The sequence below is a fragment of the Streptomyces sp. NPDC093109 genome (genome assembly GCF_040701725.1).
Taxonomy (GTDB): domain Bacteria; phylum Actinomycetota; class Actinomycetes; order Streptomycetales; family Streptomycetaceae; genus Streptomyces.
Genome location: NZ_JBFBEZ010000027.1, coordinates 1 through 20,977, shown reverse-complemented (window position 1 = coordinate 20,977; position 20,977 = coordinate 1). Strand labels below are relative to the sequence as shown.

The window sequence follows — 20,977 nt, the reverse complement described above, 5'->3', positions numbered from 1 at the left end:
AGTCGACGTTATGCCGCCATGAGAGATGTCCGGGGCCTTATTGGCGAATTCTGGCCGCCGGCCCGGTCCCGGGGCGTGTCGCGCACGTCCCGGCCGGCTCACGACGACGAGGGCGCGGCACTCCGGATGACCAGCGGTCGCCCGGGCGCGATGGCGCTCCGGGCGCGGGGCGGGGGCTTCGCTGCCCCCACGGCGTATCGCGCTGATCACGGGCACAAGGCTATCGCTCTCCACCGGGGGCACGTCATGGACCGCTTATGTACAAAAGGAAGACCAGGAGTTGGCCATACCGGCCAGACGCGAGGCCGCACGGGTGCGGGTAGGTACGGCGCGCGACAGGTAGGCCGCACGGGCAGGTCGTACGGGCAGGTCGTACGGGCAGGTCGTACGGCTAGGTACGGCGCGCGCGTACGGCCGTCAGCGGGACGTCAGCGGGACGTCAGCGGGACGTCAGATCCCCCGCCACGGCGACCGCCTCCGCGAGGCTGTCGACGACCGGAACGCCGACGGCCTCCAGCGCGGCCCGGCTGTGCGAGCCCCCGGTGTACAGCACGGCCCGCGCGCCGACATGGGCCGCCGCCATCGCGTCGTCGACCGCGTCGCCGATCACCACCGTGCGCTCGGCCGCTATCTCACCGGCGGCGGCCAGCGCGGCCAGATGGCGCTCCATGTGCACGGCCTTGCCGCCGCCCGAGGGACCCGTACGCCCGTCGATCCGGACGAAGTGGCGGTCGATGCCGTACCCCTTCACCACCGGGACCAGCTCCGCGTGCCCGTACAGGCTCAGCAGCGACTGGCTGCCGCCCTCGGCCACCCAGCCCGCGAGCAGCTCCTCGGCGCCCGCCGTCAGCCCGCAGTCCACGCGGCGCGCGTGGTAGTGCCGGTGGAAGACCTCGTCCATGACGGCCCACTCGGCGTCGCTCGGCAGCCGGCCCATCAGCCGCTCGTAGAACTTGGGAACCGGAACGCAGTACAGCTCGCGGTAGCGCTCCAGGCTGATCGGGTCGAGCCCCGTCTCCGCGAAGGCGGCGTTGGTCGCCCCGATGACCGCCTGGATGTCGTCGAGGATCGTGCCGTTCCAGTCCCAGACCAGATGTGCGCTCTGCTTCCCCATGCCAAGAACCGTACCCGGAGGGTCCGACAACGACGCGGCACGCGCGGTCCGACGCGACCCGGCCACCGGCTCAGCCGATGAGGTTCGGGATCTCCTGGACGCCGTACCAGAGCAGTTCGTGGTCCTCCGCGCCGTCCACCGTGAACCGGGCGTCGTCGTCCCCGTGGTCCGCCGCTCCCAGCGCCGCCGCCGCGGCCGACACATCGGCCTCCGCGTCGTCGGAGTCGACGTGCACCGCCGCCGCCTTCGCCAGCGCGACCGCCGAGGCGATACGCACCTCACCGAGCCCGGCCGAGCCCGGCCCCCGGTCGGGGTCGGACACCGCGTCCCGGTCGGGTACGTCGGCCGCGACGACGACGCGGCGGCGCCCGGCGTCCGGGTCGGCGGCCAGCAGCCGGAGCGAGGCGGCGGCGGCCCGGTTGAGGGCGGCGTACTCCAGCTCCTCGATGTCGTCCGAGACGTACCACTCGCGCAGCCCGGGGGTCACCGCGTAGGCGATCACCGGACCCGGCCCCAGCTCCCCGGTCTTGTGCGCCTCTGCGAGACCGGGAAGGGTCAGGGGGACGTAGACGCGCATGGCTGGCCGCTTTCGTAGGAGGAGAGCCCCCAAGGATACGTGCGGGAGTCCCTCTTCGGGGTGATGCCCGGTACGCCCCCGGCTGTCCACCGCGAACGGCGCGGCACCCCGCCACCGGCGCGGGGACCGCCGCCCGGTCACTCTGATAGGTGACTTTCCGGCCCGTTCATCCCGGCCCGGCGGCGCCTTGCGGCCCGCCCCCAAGGGAACGTAAAAGATCCCCCAACAAAAGTTACCGACCGGTATCGGACCGGACGGGCAGAACGGGGGCGATCTGCGTGAACAGGACCGAATCTCCCAGCACCACCGGCGCTCCGGCGCAGGCACCACCTCGGGCGGGCCGGAGCGGCCTCGCCGCCGACCGCGCAGCGGCCCGGAACGTCGCCGCGGCCGGCCCCGCGACCAGGCCGCCCGGCCGCCGCGACCAGCGCCGCCCCGGCACCGTACCGGCGCAACGGAGGCGCGGCCGCCGCCTCCCGCCGCACGAACTCTTCGCGGAACGCCTGCTCGCCGTCCTCAGCGGCCACCGCCCGGTGCACTACATGCTCGGCCTGACGGTGGGCGAGGCGTACGAGCAGCTCGTCCGCCTCGCGCCCGGCACCCCGCTCAAGGCCCGCGGCACCCGCCCGGTCGTCCGCACCTGCCGCGGCTTCCAGCCCTGCCACGGCGTGGTCGAGGCGTCCGCCAGCATCGCCGCGGGCGAACAGGTGCGGGCCATGGCCTTCCGCCTGGAACAGAGCGCCGATCTCCGCTGGCGCTGCGCGGCGGTGGAACTGGGCGGCGAACGGCCCCCCACCGGCCCCTGAACGCGTACGGGCCGGGGTCACACGCACAACGGCGTGTGACCCCGGCCCGTACCGCCTACAACGCTCGCGCGGCCTACTTCTTGCGGCGGCGTCCGGCCGTGCCCTTCTGGGCCTTCCTGCGCTCCGCCCGCGTCATCCCGTCCGACGTCGACCGCGTCGGCCCGTCGGCGCTCTGGAAGTCGCCCTCCACGATGCCGCCCTCGCCGTCCACCGTGGGAGCGGAGAAGTGCAGCCGGTCGGGCCGCTGCGGGGCGTCGAGGCCCTTCGCGCGGATCTCCGGACGGGGCGCGGTGCCGGCCGGCACCGCGTCCTCCTTGGAGAGCGAGGTGCGCTCGGCGGAGTCCTGCACCGGGACCTCCTCGACCTGCTGCTCGACCTGGACCTCCAGGTTGAACAGATAGCCGACGGACTCCTCCTTGATGCCGTCCATCATGGCGTTGAACATGTCGAAGCCCTCGCGCTGGTACTCGACCAGCGGGTCCTTCTGCGCCATCGCCCGCAGGCCGATGCCCTCCTGGAGATAGTCCATCTCGTAGAGGTGCTCACGCCACTTGCGGTCGAGGACGGAGAGCACCACGCGCCGCTCCAGCTCGCGCATGATGTCCGCGCCCAGCTGGTTCTCGCGCTCCTCGTACTGGGCGTAGATGTCTTCCTTGATGGACTCCGCGATGAACTCGGAGGTGATCCCGGCCCGGTCGCCCGCCGCGTCCTCCAGCTCCTCGACGGTGACCTTCGTCGGGTAGAGCTGCTTGAACGCGCCCCACAGCCGGTCGAGGTCCCACTCCTCGGCGAAGCCCTCGACGGTCTCGGCCTGGATGTAGGCGTCGATCGTGTCGTCCATGAAGTGGCGCACCTGCTCCTGGAGGTCCTCGCCCTCCAGGACGCGGCGGCGCTCGCCGTAGATGACCTCACGCTGCCGGTTGAGCACCTCGTCGTACTTCAGGACGTTCTTGCGCGTCTCGAAGTTCTGCTGCTCGACCTGCGACTGGGCGGAGGCGATGGCGCGCGTCACCATCTTGTTCTCGATCGGGACGTCGTCCGGCACATTGGCCATGGCCATGACGCGCTCGACCATCTGCGCCTTGAACAGCCGCATCAGGTCGTCGCCGAGGGAGAGGTAGAACCGGGACTCGCCCGGGTCGCCCTGACGGCCGGAACGGCCGCGGAGCTGGTTGTCGATACGGCGCGACTCGTGGCGCTCGGTGCCCAGGACGTAGAGCCCGCCGAGCTCCTTGACCTCCTCGAACTCCGCCTTGACGGCCTGCTCGGCCTTCTCCAGCGCGGCGGGCAGGGCCGCAGCCCACTCCTCGACGTGCTCGATGGGGTCCAGGCCGCGCTGGCGCAGCTCGGCCTCCGCCAGGTCGTCGGGGTTGCCGCCGAGCTTGATGTCCGTACCGCGGCCCGCCATGTTCGTGGCGACGGTGACGGCGCCCTTGCGGCCGGCCTGGGCGACGATCGTCGCCTCCCGGTCGTGCTGCTTGGCGTTGAGCACCTCGTGCTGCACACCGCGCTTGCTGAGCTGCTGCGAGAGGTACTCGGACTTCTCGACGGAGGTGGTGCCGACCAGGATCGGCTGGCCCTTCTCGTGCTTCTCCGCGATGTCGTCGACGACCGCCGCGAACTTGGCGACCTCGGTGCGGTAGATCAGGTCGGACTGGTCCGCCCGCTGCATGGGCCGGTTCGTCGGGATCGGCACGACGCCCAGCTTGTAGATCTGGTGGAACTCGGCGGCCTCGGTCATGGCCGTACCGGTCATGCCGGAGAGCTTGCCGTAGAGGCGGAAGAAGTTCTGGAGGGTGATCGTGGCGAGGGTCTGGTTCTCGTCCTTGATGTCCACCCCTTCCTTCGCCTCGATCGCCTGGTGCATGCCCTCGTTGTAGCGGCGGCCGGCGAGGATACGGCCGGTGTGCTCGTCGACGATCATGACCTCGCCGTCGATGACGACGTAGTCCTTGTCGTTCTTGAAGAGTTCCTTGGCCTTGATGGCGTTGTTCAGATAACCGACGAGCGGGGTGTTCACCGACTCGTACAGGTTGTCGATGCCCAGCCAGTCCTCGACCTTGGCGACGCCGGGCTCGTGGATGGCGACCGTGCGCTTCTTCTCGTCGACCTCGTAGTCGCCGGTCTCCTCGATGCCCTTGAGCTGGTTGCCCGCCTCGCCCTTGGTCAGTCGCGTGACCAGCTTGGCGAAGTCGCCGTACCACTTGGTGGCCTGGTCGGCGGGACCGGAGATGATCAGCGGGGTACGGGCCTCGTCGACGAGGATCGAGTCGACCTCGTCGACGACCGCGAAGTTGTGGCCGCGCTGGACCAGCTCGTCCTGGGACCACGCCATGTTGTCGCGCAGGTAGTCGAAGCCGAACTCGTTGTTCGTGCCGTACGTGATGTCGCAGGCGTACATCTCGCGCCGCTGCGCGGGCGTCATGTTCGCCAGGATGCAGCCGACCTTGAGGCCCAGGAAGCTGTGGACGCGGCCCATCATCTCGGAGTCGCGCTCGGCCAGGTAGTCGTTCACCGTGATCAGGTGGACGCCCTTGCCGGACAGCGCGTTGAGGTACGCGGGCAGCGTGCCGACGAGGGTCTTGCCCTCACCGGTCTTCATCTCGGCGACATAGCCGAGGTGCAGCGCGGCGCCACCCATCAGCTGTACGTCGTAATGACGCTGGCCGAGGACGCGCTTGGCCGCCTCGCGGACGGTCGCGAACGCTTCCGGAAGCAGGTCGTCCAGGCTCTCGCCGTCGGCGTACCGCTCTTTGTACTCGGCGGTGAGCGCCTTCAACTCGGCGTCGGAGAGGTTGACGAAGTCCTCTTCGATAGAGTTGACCTGGTCCGCGATGCGGTGCAGTTTGCGCAGGACCTTACCTTCGCCTGCACGCATGAGCTTGTGGAAGACGGACACTGAGGCTGGTCTCCTTGCCGGTCGGGCCTGGCACGTGGGTCGTGTACGGACACGGGCGCGGGCACGGCAGGCGGGCCCCACCGCAACGGCCATCGTAAGCGAGGACACGCCCGCGCCGGGAGGGCCGCCGTCACGCGGGCCCGCTGTCACCCACCAGTGAGAACGCGCGGAAGGCGCGGAAGGTGCCGGTGTCACGGGAAAACCGTTCGTCGTACGGGACCGGACTCAGCAGAATCCGTTCATGGAACCCGTCACCCTCACGACCGAACGCCTGCTGCTGCGGGCCTGCACCCCGGACGACATCGACACCGTCTCCGCCGCTTGTCAGGATCCCGACATCCAACGCTGGACGACGGTGCCGTCCCCGTACGAGCGACAGCACGCGGTGGACTTCATCGAACGGATCGCCCCCGACGGCTGGCGCGACAACACGGCGTACGCCTTCGGCGTACAGCTGCGCACCGGCGGCCCCCTCATCGCCTCCGCCGCCCTCCACTTCCCCGGCCCCGGAACCTGGGAGGTCGGCTACTGGACGGCCAGGGAGCACCGCGGCCACGGCTATACGACGGAGGCCGTGCGGGCGCTCTCCCACTGGGCCTTCACGGCGCTGGGCGCGATACGGGTCGAATGGCGGGCCGAGGCCGGCAACGCGGGCTCGCGCGCCGTCGCCGAGAAGGCCGGCTTCACGATGGAGGGCACCCTGCGCGGCGGGCTGGTCAACAAGGGAACGGTGCGCGACTGCTGGATCGGCGGGCTGCTGCCGTCCGATCTGGGGCTGCCCTCGGCCCTCCCGTATCTGCCGGCCGGAGAGTAACCGGGCGGTACGGACTGTCAGTGCCGCCGTCTATCGTGCGGAGCATGACGACTGCGCCCGTTCCGCCGCCCGCCACCGAGCTGTCCGCCGACGAGGCCCGCCGTATAGCGCTGCGCGCGCAGGGCTTCCTCGGCGCCCCGGACCGGCGCGCCGGCGTGCGGGGTGTGCTGCGCCACCTCGGCGCCGTCCAGCTGGACACGATCTCGGTGCTGGCCCGGTCGCACGAGCTGATTCCGTACGCGCGGCTGGGCGCCGTCGGCCGCAGGACGGTCGAGGACGCCTACTGGACCCCGGCCGCCCCCGCCGGCGCGGCCCCGGCTCCCCCGCACGCGTTCGAGTACTGGTCGCACGCGGCGTGTGTGCTGCCCATCGAGGAGTGGCCGCACTTCGCGTTCCGCCGCCGCGCCTACCGCGCCCGCCCGCACTGGTACCACGAGCTGGCGGACGGAGCGTACGAAACGGTGATCAAGCAGTTGCGCACGGAGGGCCCGCTGACCGCAACGGAGCTGGGCGGCGCCAAGAACGGCGGCCCGTGGTGGGACTGGTCCGAGGCGAAGGTCGCCGTCGAGCGCGCGCTGATGTACGGCGAGGTCGTGTGCACCGGGCGGCGGAGCTGGAAGCGGGTGTACGACCTCGCGGAGCGTGCCATCCCCGGTGATCTGCTCCACGACGACCTGGACGACACGGAGTGCCTGCGCCGTCTCGTGGCGCTCGCCGGGCAGTCGCTCGGTGTGGGCACGCGCGCCGATATCGCCGACTACCACCGCCTCAAGGCCGAGCAGGTCGACGCGGTGATCGCGGACTCCGGTCTGGTGCCGGTCACGGTGGCCGGGTGGGACAGGCCCGCGTGGGCCGATCCGGCGGCTCTGGCGACCGCGCCGCGCGGACGCCACCGTACGACGCTGCTGTCGCCGTTCGACTCCCTCATCTGGGAGCGCGCCCGTACCGAGCGGATCTTCGGCCTCACACACCGGCTGGAGGCGTATGTGCCCAAGGCCAAACGCGTCCACGGCTACTTCGCGATGCCGCTGCTGTCCGGCGGCCGGCTGCTGGGCCGCGCCGACCCGGCACGCGAGGGCGCCACCCTGGTCGCCAAGCAGGTGTCGCTGGAGACCCCGCGGGCCGTGCTCCCGATGGCCGACGCGCTGCGGGAGGCAGCGGAGTGGGTCGGCTGCTCGGACGTACGGGTCGAGCGCGTCGACGCCCCGGAGCTGCGCGAGCCGCTGGCCAGGGCGCTCGCCGCCGGCTAGTGCTGTGACCGGAAAGGTTCACCGGCTCGCGACGCCCGGCACGGCACTAGCGGATCTCCAGGATCTTCTCCCGCATCGCGTAGACCACGGCCTCCATCCGGGAGTGCAGCTGGAGCTTCTCCAGGATGTTGCGCACATGGTTCTTCACGGTGTTCTCGGAGATGAACAACTCCTTGGCGATATCACGGTTGTTCATCCCCGTGGCCACCAGCTTGAGAACCTCCAGCTCACGCTCGGTGAGCCGGGGCGCGGGGACGAGCCGGCGCTCGTCGGTGCGCTGGATCATCGACTTGAACTCAACGAGCAGCTTGGACGCCATGGACGGGCTGATCTGGGACTGGCCGTCGGCCACGGCGCGGATCGCGGTGGCCACCTCGTCGGTGGAGATCTCCTTCAGGAGATAGCCGGTGGCCCCCGCCTTGATCGCGTCGTAGAGGTCGGCCTCCTCGTCGCTGATCGTCAGCATGATGATCTTGGCGCTGGGGGCCACCTCCTTGATGGAGGTGCACGCCTCGATACCGCCGCGCCTGGGCATCCGTACATCCATCAGCACGATGTCGGGCAGCAGGTCGGCGGCCTTGTCGACGGCCTCCGCGCCGTCCCCCGCCTCCCCGACGACCTCGATGCCCTCCTCGTGCGCGAGGACGATCTCCAGCCCCCGGCGGAAGAGCGCGTGGTCGTCCACGACCAGGACGCGGATCGGCTCGTCGCGCGCGCCGCCGTCCTCCGTACCGGCTCCCGCATCGGCCCCGGCACCGCCGGCCGGGCCGTCGGAGCCGCGCGCGTGGTGCACCGGTCCGAAACTGTCCGCCATGGTTCCCTCCCCTGAAGGCCGGGGCCCGAATTCCTGAGAGCCGGCCAACCGCAGTTCGCAGACCACCTGTTGGCTTGCGACTCCATGATTTCATGCCCGGACGGCGCGGCGGGGGTGCACGGACTCGCAGGACGGTGCCCCTGAGGGCACACAGGGCGCTCAGGGGCACCGCCGGAGCATGAAACTCCGTCTTTGTTCCGGACCGGTCGCGGGCGGGTATCAGCCGCCGAGGGCGCCGCCCGCGCCACTCCCCTCGGAGCCCGCGAACGGGTCCGTACGGAGGTGGATGACGCCGTAGTCGTAGGCATGGCGCCGGTAGACGACGCTGGGTTCCTTGGTGTCGGAGTCGACGAACAGATAGAAGTCGTGCCCGACCAGTTCCATCTCGTAGAGCGCCTGGTCGAGGGTCATCGGCGCGGCGGCATGGGTCTTCTCGCGGACCACCAGGGGCCCTTCGCCCTGGACCTCCAGCGAGCCGGCCATGGTCGTCGTGATGGTGGTGGCGGCCGCGGCGGTCTCCTCGGCCACCGTCGCGCCGTTCGCGTTCAGCCGGGCCACGCCGGGAACGACGTCGGGGACCTCTGCCGCCGACAACCGGCCGTTGCCACGCCGGTTGTAGCGCTTGTCGTGCTCCTTGCGCAGCCGCGCCTCCAGCTTGCCGGTGGCCAGGTCGAGCGCCGCGTAGGGATCGGCTGCCGACGCCTCCGCCCGGATCACCGGGCCGCGGGACCGGAGAGTGATCTCCACCCGGTCACTCCGGTCGGCCTGACGCGGGTTGTGCTCCTTGGACACCTCGACGTCGAGGCTCATCACCTTGCCGTCGAGCTTCTGGATCTTCTCCAGCTTCAGCTTCTCGGCCACGTGCTTACGGAACCGCTCGGGTACCTCGGTCTTGCGGCCCTTGACGACGATGTCCACGCAGAACTCCGTTCCCGGATCACTCCGCCTCATCGCGGAGTTGCTCCCACTTGCACCAGACCCCGGTCACCACCGGAGTCTCGGACTTGGCGACCCGCGCCTCCTCCTCTCCGCTCGCGCCACCCCTCACAACCGAACATAGACCTCCCGGCCGGGTGTCGGCACCCGCTACCGGTACGTACCTCTGTCCAGTTGTTCTCCTGCCCTGTCTACCTGCAACGATGCACGGTCCGGGTCAGTTCCGATTTATTTCGAAGGAAAGCGGCGGCGCGGCCACCACCGCCGCGCTCACCGGCACACCCCCCGGAAGCTGCCCGGGCCCCGCAGCGGCACGCAGTGCCCGCGCCGCCTCGACCAGCGAGGCACCCGTCGTCATCAGGTCGTCCACCAGCACCACCCGGCCGCCCTCCAGCAGCCGCGCGCCCCCGACGGCCACCTCCAGGGCCCCCGACAGGTTCGCCAGCCTCTGACGGCCACCGAGGCCCGCCTGGTCGGCCACCGCGCGCCGCTGCCGCAGCACCGGCAGCACCCGGCAGGACCGCCCCGTACGCCGCAGCTCCCCGGCGGCGGCCAGCGCGATCCTGCGGGCCGCGTCATGCCCCCGCGCACCCACCGCGCGGCGCGCGGACGGCACCGGTACGAGCAGCAGCGGCCCCACCCCCGTGCCGGGCGGCGCGGCGACCCGTACCGCCCCGGCCAGCGCGCGTCCCAGCGGCCCGGCGAGCCCGAGGGCGCCGCGCTCCTTGTGGGCCAGCAGCACGGCCCGTACCGCGTCCTCGTACGGCGCGGCGGCGTACACCGCCGGCAGCCCCGCCGGCTCGGGCACCGGCCGCACCCGGCACGGCCAGGTCCCGTACAGCGCCCGCCCGCAGTCCTCGCACAGAGGTGTCCTGGGGCTGCCGCAGCCGCCACAGGCGACCGGCAGCACCAACCCGGTGATCTCACGCCACCACGCCCGCATAGAAGACACTGTGCCAATCTCGGGGTCACCGGGCCACCCCTGTGGACAACCGGACGCACCAGTCCGGGGCACGGCGCCCTCCGCGAACGGCGCGATCGCCGCTCGCGGTCGGGCCGGGAGGCCGCCGGTCAGCCCGGGTACACCGGCGACGACCCCGTCTCGACCATGGTCTGCCAGTTCGCCCCGGTCGGCAGCCGGACGATCCCTGCGTCGTCGGAGTCCGCCACCAGCGGCTGCCGGTCGTCGTCCGCCGCAGCGATCGCCGTCACCTGGTTGAGCCCGGGCAGCACGCCGGCCGCCGAGGTCGACCCGTCGGTCTGGATGTAGCGCACCTGCTGCACCCCGCCGGCCTCCTTGCCGACGACCACCAGCCGGCTGGGACCGGCCCACGACACCGCCGTCACGGTCTCCATCTGCGGCGCCACCGACTGGAGTTCCGTCACGGTCACCTTCGGATCGTCCTTGGGGCCGTGCCGCTCCACCCGTCCGATCTGGAGGGTGGTCCGCCCGCCCTTCGTCAGCAGCAGCGCGATCCGCACCCCGTCCGCGGAGACCCGCAGCGACTTGATACGCGCGCCGTCGAGGCCCTCGACCGTGACCGGAAGGGCCGGGCCGGCGCCGTCCGCGAACCGCATCAGCCGCGGCTTCGCCGGGTCGCGGTCCGCGATCCACAGATCGCCGTGCCCGTCCCAGCTGGGCGCCGACAGCGCGCCCTCCTTGCCCTTGCCGCCGCTGGTCACCAGCGGCTCGCCCAGTTCGCCGTCCGAGAGGATCGACGCCACATGGAGCGACTTGAAATCGTCCGTGACTCCGGCCGCGTGCTTCTCGTCGCGGGCCACCGCCACCGAGCCGAGCTTCACCGCGCCCGTGCCGAAGGGCCCGATGACCTGCGTACGGTCCACCGTCGCCTCGTCACCGCCCGTCTGAAGCAGCGACAGCCGCCCGTGTTCGTCCACGAAGTACGGGGTGACGGGGCGTCCCGTCGGCCGGTCGGGCGCGAACTCCTCGGCCTGGTCACCTCTGAGCACACAGAGCGAGGAGCCGTCCGCGAGGAGCTCGACCTGGCCCACCGGTGTGGCGGTGAGATCCCGCAGGGTGAAGAGCAGTTGGGCCGCCATCTTCCGGCACTGCGCGCGCCCCGCCTTGGCCGCCTTCTCGTTCAGCGGCACCTTCAGCGCGTTCCGGTCGTCGAACTCCAGTGACGTGACGCCCTTCTGAAGCGCCGTACCGGGTGGGAAGGGCGAATCGACGACCGGCTTCAGCCAGTTCGTCGGGCCGTCGAGCAGCACCCGCACCGCCTGGGTGACCGGGTCCATCCGCGATGTGGGGTCTATCCGCTGACGGATGTACACGGGGTCCGCGACCAGCCAGTTCTCACCGGACGCGAAGTAGTACTTGTTGACGGACCGGTAGTTGCGCTGGAAGTCCGACTCACCGAGCACCAGCCCCTGCGGCAGGCTGTCGATGCGCCACTCCTTGGTGCCCCCGATGTTCTGCTGCACGAGGTGGATGTCGCCGCCGTACGACGTCGGCTCGATCGGCTTGTACGCGTGCGAGGAATCCATGTCGGCGATCTGGTCGCCGTACAGCGGATAGGTCAGCCCGGAACTGGCCCGCGCGGACGTCTCCTTCGGCCCCGCCGGGTCCGGCGCGGCACGCAGCACCACCGCGCCCGCCCCCGGCTGCCAGAACGCGGACGCGTCCTTCGTCAGATACTTCCTGGCCATCGCGAAGTCGGGGTCGTCACTGGTCATGGCCTCAAGGAAACCGTTGACGATCTCGTCGGGCTCCGCCTTCTCCCGCGGCGGTACGGCGTACACCCGCACCTGGGACTCACCGGGCGGCGACGCCTTGACGGGCTCCACATCGCCGCTGTCCGGGATCGACGCGCACCCGGCCAGCAGCACGCCGCACACCCCCAGCACGGCGGGCACCCGCAGCACGGCGGACCTCCGTACCGCGCCTCCCTGCCCCCTACGACGGCGGTCAACGCCCACGAATCGTGCCCTCCCGCTCCGCACCACGCTCCGCGAGGCCGGCGGCCCCGCTCTCCCCGTTCCGCCCGCTCTCCCCGTCACCGGCGGCGTCGCCGCCGGGAAGCCGCTCCCCCGCGGGCCGAGCCACCACCCGGGCGCCACTGCCGGGCAGCGCCGTCGGATCCACCGCGGCGGCCCCGAGCGGCGGCACCGGCACACCGGGCGCCCCGGTCAGCGCGGGACGGTCCGCCCGCGGCTGGCCGGGCACGCTCGTCAGGCGGTGCGCGCTCTCCTTGACGTCCTGGGCGCCCGCGCGCTCGCGGTTGCGCCGCGAGTCCTCCGGCTCCAGCGGTATCGGGGAGCCGCGCAGCGACTCGTCCGCCGTGCGCGGCAGCGTCAGCCGGAACTGCGAGCCTCCGCCCGGCTCGCCCCACGCCTGGAGCCAGCCGCCGTGCAGCCGCGCGTCCTCGACGGCGATCGACAGACCGAGGCCGGTGCCCCCGGTGGTACGCGCCCGGGCCGGGTCGGCCCGCCAGAACCGGTTGAACACCCGCGTCGCCTCGCCGGGCTTCAGCCCCACGCCGTAATCACGCACCGCGACCGCGACCGCACCACCCGCCGCACCCAGCCGTACGACGACATCCCGGCCCTCGCCGTGCTCCACGGCGTTGACGACCAGATTGCGCAGCACCCGCTCGACCCGGCGCGCATCGGCCTCCGCGACGACGGGCTGCTCGTCCCCGAGCACCCGGATCCGGCTGCCCTTGGCCTCGGCCAGCGGCAGCGCGCCGCCGATCACCCTCCGCACGACCTGCCGCAGATCTATCGGCTCGGCCTCCAGCGCCGCCGCCCCCGCGTCGAAACGGCTGATCTCCAGCAGATCCGACAGCAGCGACTCGAAGCGGTCCAGCTGGTCCCCGAGCAGTTCCGCCGAGCGCGCCGTCACCGGATCGAAGTCGGCGCGCGCCTCATGGATGACGTCGGCGGCCATCCGTACGGTCGTCAGCGGCGTCCGCAGCTCGTGCGAGACATCGGAGACGAACCGCCGCTGCATCCGGGACAGCTCCTCCAACTGCTGGATCTTGAGCTGGAGGTTCTGCGCCATCTTGTTGAAGGCCTCGCCGAGCCGGGCGATGTCATCCTCGCCGGTGACCTTCATCCGCTCCTGGAGACGCCCGGTGGAGAGCCGCTCGGCGATCCCGGCGGCCATCCGCACGGGCGTCACCACCTGCCGCACCACAAGCCAGGCGATCGCCCCGAGCAGCACGACCACGAAGAGCCCGGCCGTGGCGAGCGTGCCCTTGACGAGATTGAGCGACTGCTCCTCCTGCGACAGCGGGAAGAGGTAGTACAGCTCGTACGCGTTGCCGTCGATGTCGTTCAGCCGCTTGCCGACGATCAGCCCCGGCTCCGGAGCCCGGCCCTCGGCCGCCCCGGTGTACTTGATCTGCGCGTACGTCTGGAACGGCCCGTTGCCCTGTGCGACGGCCGCGCGCAGATCGGCGGGCACACTGGCGAAGTCGACGCCGCCCGAGACCCGGGGCGCGCGGTTGGTCGACGCCACCGAGTCCGGGCTCAGCGCCACCACGTTGAAGGCCCCGGGACCACCACTGGCCAGCTGTTCCACCAGGTCGGAGCGCCAGTTGACGGAGTTACGTCCCGATCTGCCGCTCGTCCCGTCGCCCTCCCGGCCGCCGAGCGCCGCCGGCGCGTCGGCCTTCTCCTTCGCCACGGTGAAACCACCGGCCGCCTGGCTCTGCGCGGCCTTCTCCTTGGCTTCGAGCAGCCCGTTGCGGACCTGCCCGATGACGACGAACCCGAGCAGCAGCACCACACCGAGGGACATCAACAGGGTCGTCGTGATGATCCGCAGCTGGATATTGCGCCGCCACAGCCGCACGGCGGGCAGCAGCGGACGCCGCACCCCGCGCACCACCAGGCGCAGCAGCGGCGCGCCCGGCGAGCCGTCCTGGAGCAGCCGGCCGCTCCTGAACAGCGGGCCGAGCCGCGAGAACACACTCCCGGGCCCGGCAGCCCGCCCCGCACGGACCCCCGGCTCACCGGGCTTCGGAGCAGCGCTGCCGCCGGTCATCTCAGCTCGGTCCTGCCTTGTAGCCGACACCGCGCACGGTCACCACGATCTCGGGCCGCTCGGGGTCCTGCTCCACCTTGGAACGCAGCCGCTGGACATGCACATTGACCAGCCGGGTGTCCGCCGCGTGCCGGTACCCCCACACCTGCTCCAGGAGCACCTCCCGCGTGAACACCTGCCACGGCTTACGGGCCAGCGCCACCAGCAGATCGAACTCCAGCGGCGTCAGCGCGATCGACTGTCCCTCGCGCTTCACCGAGTGCCCCGCCACATCGATGACGAGATCCCCGATGGTCAGCTGCTCCGGCGCCGGCTCCTCCGACCTGCGCAGCCGCGCCCTGATCCGGGCCACCAGCTCCTTGGGCTTGAACGGCTTGACGATGTAGTCGTCGGCCCCCGACTCCAGCCCCACCACCACATCCACGGTGTCGCTCTTGGCCGTGAGCATCACGATGGGCACCCCGGACTCGGCCCTGATGAGCCGGCACACCTCGATACCGTCCCGGCCGGGCAGCATGAGGTCCAGCAGCACCAGATCCGGCTTGGCCTCCCGGAAGGCAGCCAGTGCCTTGTCACCGTCCGCTACGAACGACGGCTCGAAACCTTCACCACGCAGCACAATGCCGAGCATCTCGGCCAGTGCGGTGTCGTCATCGACGACAAGGACGCGTCCCTTCATATCGACATCATCCCATTTTCATTTCCGTTGCGTAGACACGCGTGACTTGCCTCACAGAGCAGCGACGGTCTGCGTCGAAGTCCGAGGGCGACCGTCGCCGTCCGTGCCCGTCGATGTCAAGCATTGATGTCAAACCCGTACGGCCCGGCCCGAGCCATGGCCAACCGCCACAGCACCACCCACCGCCCTCTCGCCTCCCGTCGCCCCACACGGTAGTGGAGCGACTACGCCGTCGCGGACGGGCCGGCCCAGCGGCGGAGCCTGGACCCACCCCTCCACCACGACCACCAACCCCGCCGACCGCGCCCCGACACCCGTACGACGAAGGCGGGTCCGCGGAGAGAGAGAAGGAGCGGCGGCCACCGGCCCACCGGAAGCCGACGCGTGGCACGATGGCTGGTGCCCCGCCCTGGCCGGGCACCGCCGCAGATCCGACCGGCCGAGCAGAATCCGCAACCAATCCACGAGGTGGACGACCGTGAACGACACTCCGGGCTGGGCCTCGCCCGGATCCGCCCCGTCCGACGGCCAGGACGCCACAGTGCCGGGCCAGGCCGCGCCCGCCGACGACGCCGCCCCCTCTAAGTGGTCCGCGGCCCAGCCGCCGCCCGGCCAGTGGTCCCCGCCGGGCACCCCCGCCGGCGGCCCCGGCGGCCCGCCCCCGCCCACCCCCGGCTGGGGCGCCCCCGGCCAGGGCGGCGGCTGGGGCGGCAACTGGGGCAGGCCACCCGCCGCCAAGCCGGGCGTGATCCCGCTCCGCCCCCTCGGTGTCGGCGAGATCCTCGACGGCGCCGTGTCGACCCTGCGCACCCACTGGCGCACGGTGCTCAGCGTGAGCCTGGTCGTCGCTGTCATCTCCCAGATCAGCGACATACTCGTCCAGCGCTACCTGATCCCCGAGCCCGTCGCCCTGGATCCGAACGCGAGCGCCGCGGAAGCACTCCGGCAGACCACCGAATCTCTGCAGACCAGCCTGGTCGCCGAGGTGCCTTCCCTGCTCATCATGCTGATCAGCACGATCTTCAGCACCGCGATCCTGACCGTGGTGATCAGCCGCTCCGTGGTGGGACGCCCCGTCACCCTCCCGGACGCCTGGAACGAGGCCCGGCCCCGGCTCGCCCAACTGCTCGGCCTCACCCTGCTGGTGCCGCTCATCAGCGTCGCCGTCATAGCGGTCGGCATCCTCCCCGGACTGCTCGTGGGATCCGACGCGGGAGCCGCACTGACCGCGCTCGGCGCACTGGCCGCCTTCGGCGTTGTCGTCTGGCTGATGGTCCGCTTCAGCCTCGCCTCCCCCGCCCTCATGCTGGAACGTCAGGGCGTACTGCCCTCCATGCGCCGCTCCGCGAAACTCGTCAACGGCACCTGGTGGCGGATCTTCGGCATCCAGGCCCTGACCTTCGTGCTGATCATGTTCATCTCGCTGGTCATCGCCCTCCCGTTCAGCGCCATCGCGTTCCTGGCCGACAGCTCCGGTCTGGACGGCCTGCTCTCGGGCGACACCCCGAGCTTCGGCTGGCCCTTCCTGATCATCACCGGCATCGGTGCGGTGATCGCCAACACGATCACCTACCCGATCGCCGCCGGTGTCACCGTCCTCCTCTACGTGGACCAGCGCATCCGGCGCGAAGCCCTCGACCTCGAACTGGCCCGCGCCGCCGGGGTATCCGCCCACAGCACAGAGCAGCCGGGCCGGCACGCCCCCGGGAGCTGATGCGGTGTCCATGCCGGGGGGAGCGACCGAACTGCTGATCCGCGTCAGCGGCGAGATACCGGTGGACACTCCACGCGTCCCCGCCCGCGAGGCGGCGGAGCGCGAACTGTCCAAACCGATGTACCACGAGAACGACCCGAACCTTCTGGTCCAGGCGATGAACGCCTTCTGGGACTGGGTCGGTGACCTCCTCAACTCGGTCGACGGCGCCGCACCCGGCGGCCTGCTCGGCGCCGTCGTCATCATCCTGATCGTCGTGGCCCTCCTCGCCGCCCTCTGGTGGCGCCTGGGCACACCCCGCCGCACAGCGGGCGGCCCGGAGCACCTCTTCGACGAGGGTCCGCGCAGCGCCGCCGAACACCGCGCCACCGCCGAACGGCACGCCGCGGCCGATCGCTGGACCGAGGCCGTCCAGGAACGGATGCGCGCCATCGTCCGCTCCCTGGAGGAACGGGCCCTGCTCGACCCCCGCCCCGGCCGCACCGCCGACGAGGCCGCCGACGAGGCCGCACGCGCCCTCCCCGACCACACGGCCCGGCTGCGCACCGCCGCCAGGGAGTTCGACGACGTCACATACGGGGGCCGCACCGCGGACCGGCGGACATACCTCTGGCTGAGCGAACTCGATACCGATCTCGAGCGCACGAAGCCCCAGCTGAGCACCGCCTCCGGAGGACCTGTCGAGTGACCTCCACGACCACCTCCACCTCGCTCTCCCTCACGTCCCGGCAGCTCTGGACCCGAAGCCGCGGGCTGCTCCTCGCCCTCGTGATCCTTCTGGCCGCCGCCGTCACCATGGCGACGCTCCGCTCCGGCGACCAGCACGGCAGCCTCGACCCCCGCTCCGCCGACCAGTACGGCAGCCGTGCCGTCGCCGAACTGCTCAAGAGCAGCGGAGTCACCATCGACGTGGTGACCACCCTCGACGCCGCCACCTCCGCGGTCGGCGCCGACACCACACTCCTGGTCACGGTGCCGGACCTGCTGACACCTCGCCAGCAGCGCACACTGCACACCGCGACGGCCTCCTCCGCCGGCCGCACGGTCCTGCTCGGCGCCGGAACGCCCTCCGTGGGCACACTGGCCCCCGGCATCCGTACATCCGCCCCCGTCCCCGTCGGGACACACTCCCCCCAATGCGCTTTCCCCGCCGCCACCCGCGCGGGCAAGGCCGACATCGGCGGCGAGCGGTACGTCACCGACTCGCCCGACAACGACGGCTGCTACCCGGTCGACGGCCTGCCGTCCCTGCTCAGGGTGGAAGAGCCCGGCTCCGGCGACACCATCCTGCTGGGTTCGCCCGACATCCTGTTCAACAAGCGCCTCGACCACGAGGGAAACGCCTCGCTGGCCCTGCAACTCCTCGGCTCCCGGCCTCATCTCGTCTGGTACCTCCCTTCGCTCAGTGATGCCTCCGCCGTCGCCGAAAGCGACGACAGCGACAGTGCCTTCCTCGATCTGGTCCCGTCCGGCTGGCTCTGGGGCGCCTTCCAACTTCTCCTCGCGGCCGTGCTCGCCGCCATCTGGCGAGCACGCCGGCTCGGCCCGCTCGTGACCGAACGCCTCCCCGTCGCCACCAGGGCATCGGAGTCCACCGAGGGCCGCGCCCGCCTCTACCGCAAGGCGAACGCCCGGTCCCACGCCGCCGCGGCGCTGCGCTCGGCCGCCCGGAACCGTCTCGCGTCCCTCCTCGGCGTACCACCCACCGAGGCTCACACCCCCGACGCCCTGCTCCCCCCGATCTCCGCCCGCCTTCCCGCCACCGGGCTGGACCCGGCCACCCTGCTCTTCGGCCCGGCGCCGGCCGACGACAACGCTCTCGTCCGCCTGGCGGACCAACTCGACGCCCTCGAAAGAGAGGTACGCACCTCATGAGTGCCCCGACCGCACCCAACGCCGAGACCGCGGAAACCACCGCGGACACTGCGACCGCGGACAGCGCCCGTGCTTCCCTGGAGGCACTCCGCGCCGAGATCGCGAAGGCGGTGGTCGGCCAGGACCCCGCCGTCACCGGGCTGGTCGTCGCCCTTCTCTGCCGCGGTCATGTTCTCCTCGAAGGCGTCCCCGGCGTCGCGAAGACCCTTCTCGTCCGGGCACTCGCGGCCTCCCTCGAACTCGGCACCAAACGCGTCCAGTTCACCCCCGACCTGATGCCGAGCGACATCACCGGGTCACTCGTCTACGACACCCGCACCGCCGAGTTCTCCTTCCAGCAGGGTCCGGTGTTCACCAATCTGCTGCTGGCCGACGAGATCAACCGCACCCCTCCCAAGACACAGTCGTCGCTCCTGGAAGCGATGGAGGAGCGCCAGGTCACGGTCGACGGAACCCCACGCCCGCTACCCGATCCGTTCCTGGTGGTGGCCACCCAGAACCCGGTCGAGTACGAGGGCACCTACCCCCTTCCCGAAGCGCAGCTCGACCGCTTCCTGCTCAAACTGACCGTGCCGCTGCCGTCCCGCGACGACGAGATCAGCGTCCTGACCCGGCACGCTGCGGGCTTCAACCCGCGCGATCTCCAGGCCGCGGGGATACGGCCCGTCGCGGGGCCCGCCGACCTGGAAGCCGCACGCGATGCCGTCGCCCGGACTTCCGTCTCGCCCGAGATCGCGGGCTATGTCGTCGATATCTGCCGTACCACTCGTGATTCCCCCTCGCTCGCACTCGGCGTCTCACCCCGAGGCGCCACCGCCCTGCTCTCCACCGCCCGTGCATGGGCCTGGCTGACCGGCCGGGACTATGTCACCCCGGACGATGTAAAAGCGCTGGCTCTGCCGACCCTCCGCCATCGCGTCCATCTCCGCCCCGAGGCCGAGATGGAGGGCGTCACCGCCGACTCCGTCATTACCGCGATCCTCGCCCAAGTCCCCGTCCCCCGATGAGGTGTTGACCCATGGCCCTCACCGGACGAACCGCGCTCCTCGCCGCTCTTGGCTCTCTCCCCGTCGGCCTGTTCGCACCCAGCTGGGCGGGGATCCTCGCTGTCAACGCGCCTCTCTCACTCGCCATTCTGTGCGACTACGCCCTGGCCGCACCAGTAAAAACGCTCCAATTCACCCGAAGCGGTGACACCTCTGTTCGACTCGGTGACGGTGCGGAGGTCCAACTCACTGTCGCCAACCGCTCAACTCGCCGTCTGCGCGCCCGAGTTCGGGACGCGTGGGAGCCAAGCAGCTGGCCCGCGGGTGACGAGCAGGGGTCCTCCCGCCACACGCTGACCGTCCCGGCGGGCGAGCGCCGCCGCTTGACCACGTTCCTGCGCCCCACCCGTCGCGGCGACCGGCGCTCCGAGCGCGTCACCGTGCGCTCGTTCGGGCCGATGGGGCTGGCCGCGCGCCAGGGCAGCCACGAAGTCCCGTGGACCGTACGCGTGCTGCCGCCCTTCACCAGCCGCAAACACCTGCCGTCCAGGCTGGCCCGGCTCCGGGAACTGGACGGCCGCACCAGCGTGCTCACCCGTGGCGAAGGCACCGAGTTCGACAGTCTCCGCGAGTACGTACCCGGTGACGACACCCGGTCCATCGACTGGCGCGCCACCGCACGCCAGTCGACCGTGGCGGTACGCACCTGGCGCCCCGAACGCGACCGGCATCTCCTGATCGTCCTCGACACCGGCCGCACCTCGGCCGGCCGCGTCGGCGATGTACCCCGACTCGACGCGTCGATGGACGCCGCACTTCTGCTGACCGCCCTGGCCGCACGAGCGGGCGACCGCGTGGATCTCCTCGCCTACGACCGCCGCATCCGCGCCCAGGTCCTGGGCCGCTCGGCGGGCGACGTCATACCCGCCATGGTCAACGCGATGGCTGCGCTGGAACCAGAGCTGGTGGAAACCGACGCCCGTGGCCTCAGCACGGCGGCACTGAAACACGCTCCCCGCCGCTCGCTCCTCGTCCTGCTCACCAGCCTCGACGCGGCCCCGGTCGAGGAGGGTCTTCTCCCTGTCCTCGCTCAGCTCACCCGCCGCCATACGGTCCTCGTGGCCTCGGTGGCCGATCCCCATATCGAAGAGATGAGCGCGGCCCGTGGCACAGTGGACGCGGTGTACGAGGCAGCCGCCGGCAGCCAGGCAACGTCTCAGCGGCTCCGTACGGCCGAGCAGTTGCAGCGCCACGGTGTGACCGTCGTGGATGCCACCCCGGACAACCTGGCGCCGGCGCTCGCCGACGCGTATCTGGCACTCAAGGCCGCAGGGCGCCTCTGATCTCCTCGGTCCGCGAATCAACCACTGCCGACCGGAAAGGCGGAAGGCAAAGGAAAGGGTTCTGAACGCAAAAATGCCCCGCACCAGATACCTGGTGCGGGGCATTCCCACAATAATTGTTCGGCGGCGTCCTACTCTCCCACAGGGTCCCCCCTGCAG

17 protein-coding genes are annotated in these 20,977 nt (G+C 71.2%); 8 read left to right on the top strand and 9 right to left on the bottom strand.

Going from position 1 to position 20,977, the window contains the following annotated elements:
• Positions 1 to 439: 439 nt before the first annotated feature.
• Both AB0389_RS24570 and AB0389_RS24565 read right to left on the bottom strand, forming a co-directional pair.
• Complete coding sequence (locus AB0389_RS24570) at positions 440 to 1,114, bottom strand: HAD hydrolase-like protein (protein ID WP_366397634.1); 675 nt, start codon at positions 1,112 to 1,114, stop codon at positions 440 to 442.
• Between the two features lie 70 nt (positions 1,115 to 1,184).
• The gene (locus tag AB0389_RS24565; protein WP_366397633.1) at positions 1,185 to 1,691 is read right to left on the bottom strand and encodes a hypothetical protein; all 507 of its coding nucleotides are present in this window, start codon (positions 1,689 to 1,691) and stop codon (positions 1,185 to 1,187) included.
• Positions 1,692 to 1,969: 278 nt separating this feature from the next.
• On the opposite strand from AB0389_RS24565, the gene AB0389_RS24560 reads away from it, so the two are divergent.
• Complete coding sequence (locus AB0389_RS24560) at positions 1,970 to 2,497, top strand: Rv3235 family protein (RefSeq protein WP_366397632.1); 528 nt, start codon at positions 1,970 to 1,972, stop codon at positions 2,495 to 2,497.
• A 73-nt stretch (positions 2,498 to 2,570) separates the two neighbouring features.
• Here AB0389_RS24560 and secA read toward each other — a convergent pair whose 3' ends face one another.
• Positions 2,571 to 5,396, bottom strand: coding sequence for a preprotein translocase subunit SecA (gene secA, locus AB0389_RS24555; protein WP_366397631.1), 2,826 nt, complete (start codon positions 5,394 to 5,396; stop codon positions 2,571 to 2,573).
• A gap of 241 nt (positions 5,397 to 5,637) precedes the next feature.
• Between secA and AB0389_RS24550 the strand changes: the two genes are divergently transcribed.
• A complete protein-coding gene (locus AB0389_RS24550) occupies positions 5,638 to 6,210 on the top strand; it encodes a GNAT family N-acetyltransferase (protein ID WP_366397630.1) in 573 nt (190 codons plus the stop codon).
• Positions 6,211 to 6,254: 44 nt separating this feature from the next.
• Positions 6,255 to 7,460, top strand: a complete 1,206-nt coding sequence (locus tag AB0389_RS24545; RefSeq protein ID WP_366397629.1) for a crosslink repair DNA glycosylase YcaQ family protein — start codon at positions 6,255 to 6,257, stop codon at positions 7,458 to 7,460.
• A 46-nt stretch (positions 7,461 to 7,506) separates the two neighbouring features.
• Here AB0389_RS24545 and AB0389_RS24540 read toward each other — a convergent pair whose 3' ends face one another.
• The 6 genes from AB0389_RS24540 to mtrA all read right to left on the bottom strand — a co-directional run bounded on the left by AB0389_RS24540 (position 7,507) and on the right by mtrA (position 14,900).
• Positions 7,507 to 8,274: a response regulator transcription factor gene (locus AB0389_RS24540; protein ID WP_366397628.1), complete on the bottom strand. Its 768-nt coding sequence runs from the start codon at positions 8,272 to 8,274 to the stop codon at positions 7,507 to 7,509.
• A gap of 219 nt (positions 8,275 to 8,493) precedes the next feature.
• Positions 8,494 to 9,192, bottom strand: a complete 699-nt coding sequence (gene raiA, locus AB0389_RS24535) for a ribosome-associated translation inhibitor RaiA (protein ID WP_366397627.1) — start codon at positions 9,190 to 9,192, stop codon at positions 8,494 to 8,496.
• Positions 9,193 to 9,427: 235 nt separating this feature from the next.
• Positions 9,428 to 10,153: a ComF family protein gene (locus AB0389_RS24530; protein WP_366397626.1), complete on the bottom strand. Its 726-nt coding sequence runs from the start codon at positions 10,151 to 10,153 to the stop codon at positions 9,428 to 9,430.
• A gap of 128 nt (positions 10,154 to 10,281) precedes the next feature.
• Positions 10,282 to 12,096 (bottom strand): LpqB family beta-propeller domain-containing protein, encoded by a 1,815-nt coding sequence (locus AB0389_RS24525; RefSeq protein ID WP_366397625.1) that lies wholly within the window; start codon positions 12,094 to 12,096, stop codon positions 10,282 to 10,284.
• A gap of 43 nt (positions 12,097 to 12,139) precedes the next feature.
• Positions 12,140 to 14,221, bottom strand: coding sequence for an MtrAB system histidine kinase MtrB (gene mtrB / locus AB0389_RS24520; RefSeq protein ID WP_366397624.1), 2,082 nt, complete (start codon positions 14,219 to 14,221; stop codon positions 12,140 to 12,142).
• Between the two features lies 1 nt (position 14,222).
• Positions 14,223 to 14,900, bottom strand: a complete 678-nt coding sequence (mtrA, locus tag AB0389_RS24515; protein WP_114659522.1) for a two-component system response regulator MtrA — start codon at positions 14,898 to 14,900, stop codon at positions 14,223 to 14,225.
• Between the two features lie 478 nt (positions 14,901 to 15,378).
• Here mtrA and AB0389_RS24510 point away from each other — a divergent pair, with 478 nt between their 5' ends.
• The 5 genes from AB0389_RS24510 to AB0389_RS24490 are packed head-to-tail and all read left to right on the top strand — an operon-like array spanning position 15,379 to position 20,818.
• Positions 15,379 to 16,614: a hypothetical protein gene (locus AB0389_RS24510; protein ID WP_366397623.1), complete on the top strand. Its 1,236-nt coding sequence runs from the start codon at positions 15,379 to 15,381 to the stop codon at positions 16,612 to 16,614.
• A gap of 10 nt (positions 16,615 to 16,624) precedes the next feature.
• Positions 16,625 to 17,302: a DUF4129 domain-containing protein gene (locus AB0389_RS24505; protein ID WP_366397723.1), complete on the top strand. Its 678-nt coding sequence runs from the start codon at positions 16,625 to 16,627 to the stop codon at positions 17,300 to 17,302.
• Positions 17,299 to 18,489 carry a DUF4350 domain-containing protein gene (locus AB0389_RS24500; protein ID WP_366397622.1) on the top strand — a complete coding sequence of 397 codons (1,191 nt, stop codon included), beginning with the start codon at positions 17,299 to 17,301 and terminating at the stop codon, positions 18,487 to 18,489. The genes AB0389_RS24505 and AB0389_RS24500 overlap by 4 nt, the downstream gene beginning before the upstream one ends.
• The gene (locus AB0389_RS24495) at positions 18,486 to 19,496 is read left to right on the top strand and encodes a MoxR family ATPase (RefSeq protein ID WP_366397621.1); all 1,011 of its coding nucleotides are present in this window, start codon (positions 18,486 to 18,488) and stop codon (positions 19,494 to 19,496) included. Before AB0389_RS24500 ends, AB0389_RS24495 begins: the two co-directional genes overlap by 4 nt.
• Before the next feature lie 11 nt (positions 19,497 to 19,507).
• Entirely contained in the window at positions 19,508 to 20,818 is a 1,311-nt protein-coding gene (locus AB0389_RS24490) for a DUF58 domain-containing protein (RefSeq protein ID WP_366397620.1), read from the top strand.
• The last annotated feature ends 159 nt before the right edge of the window (positions 20,819 to 20,977 follow it).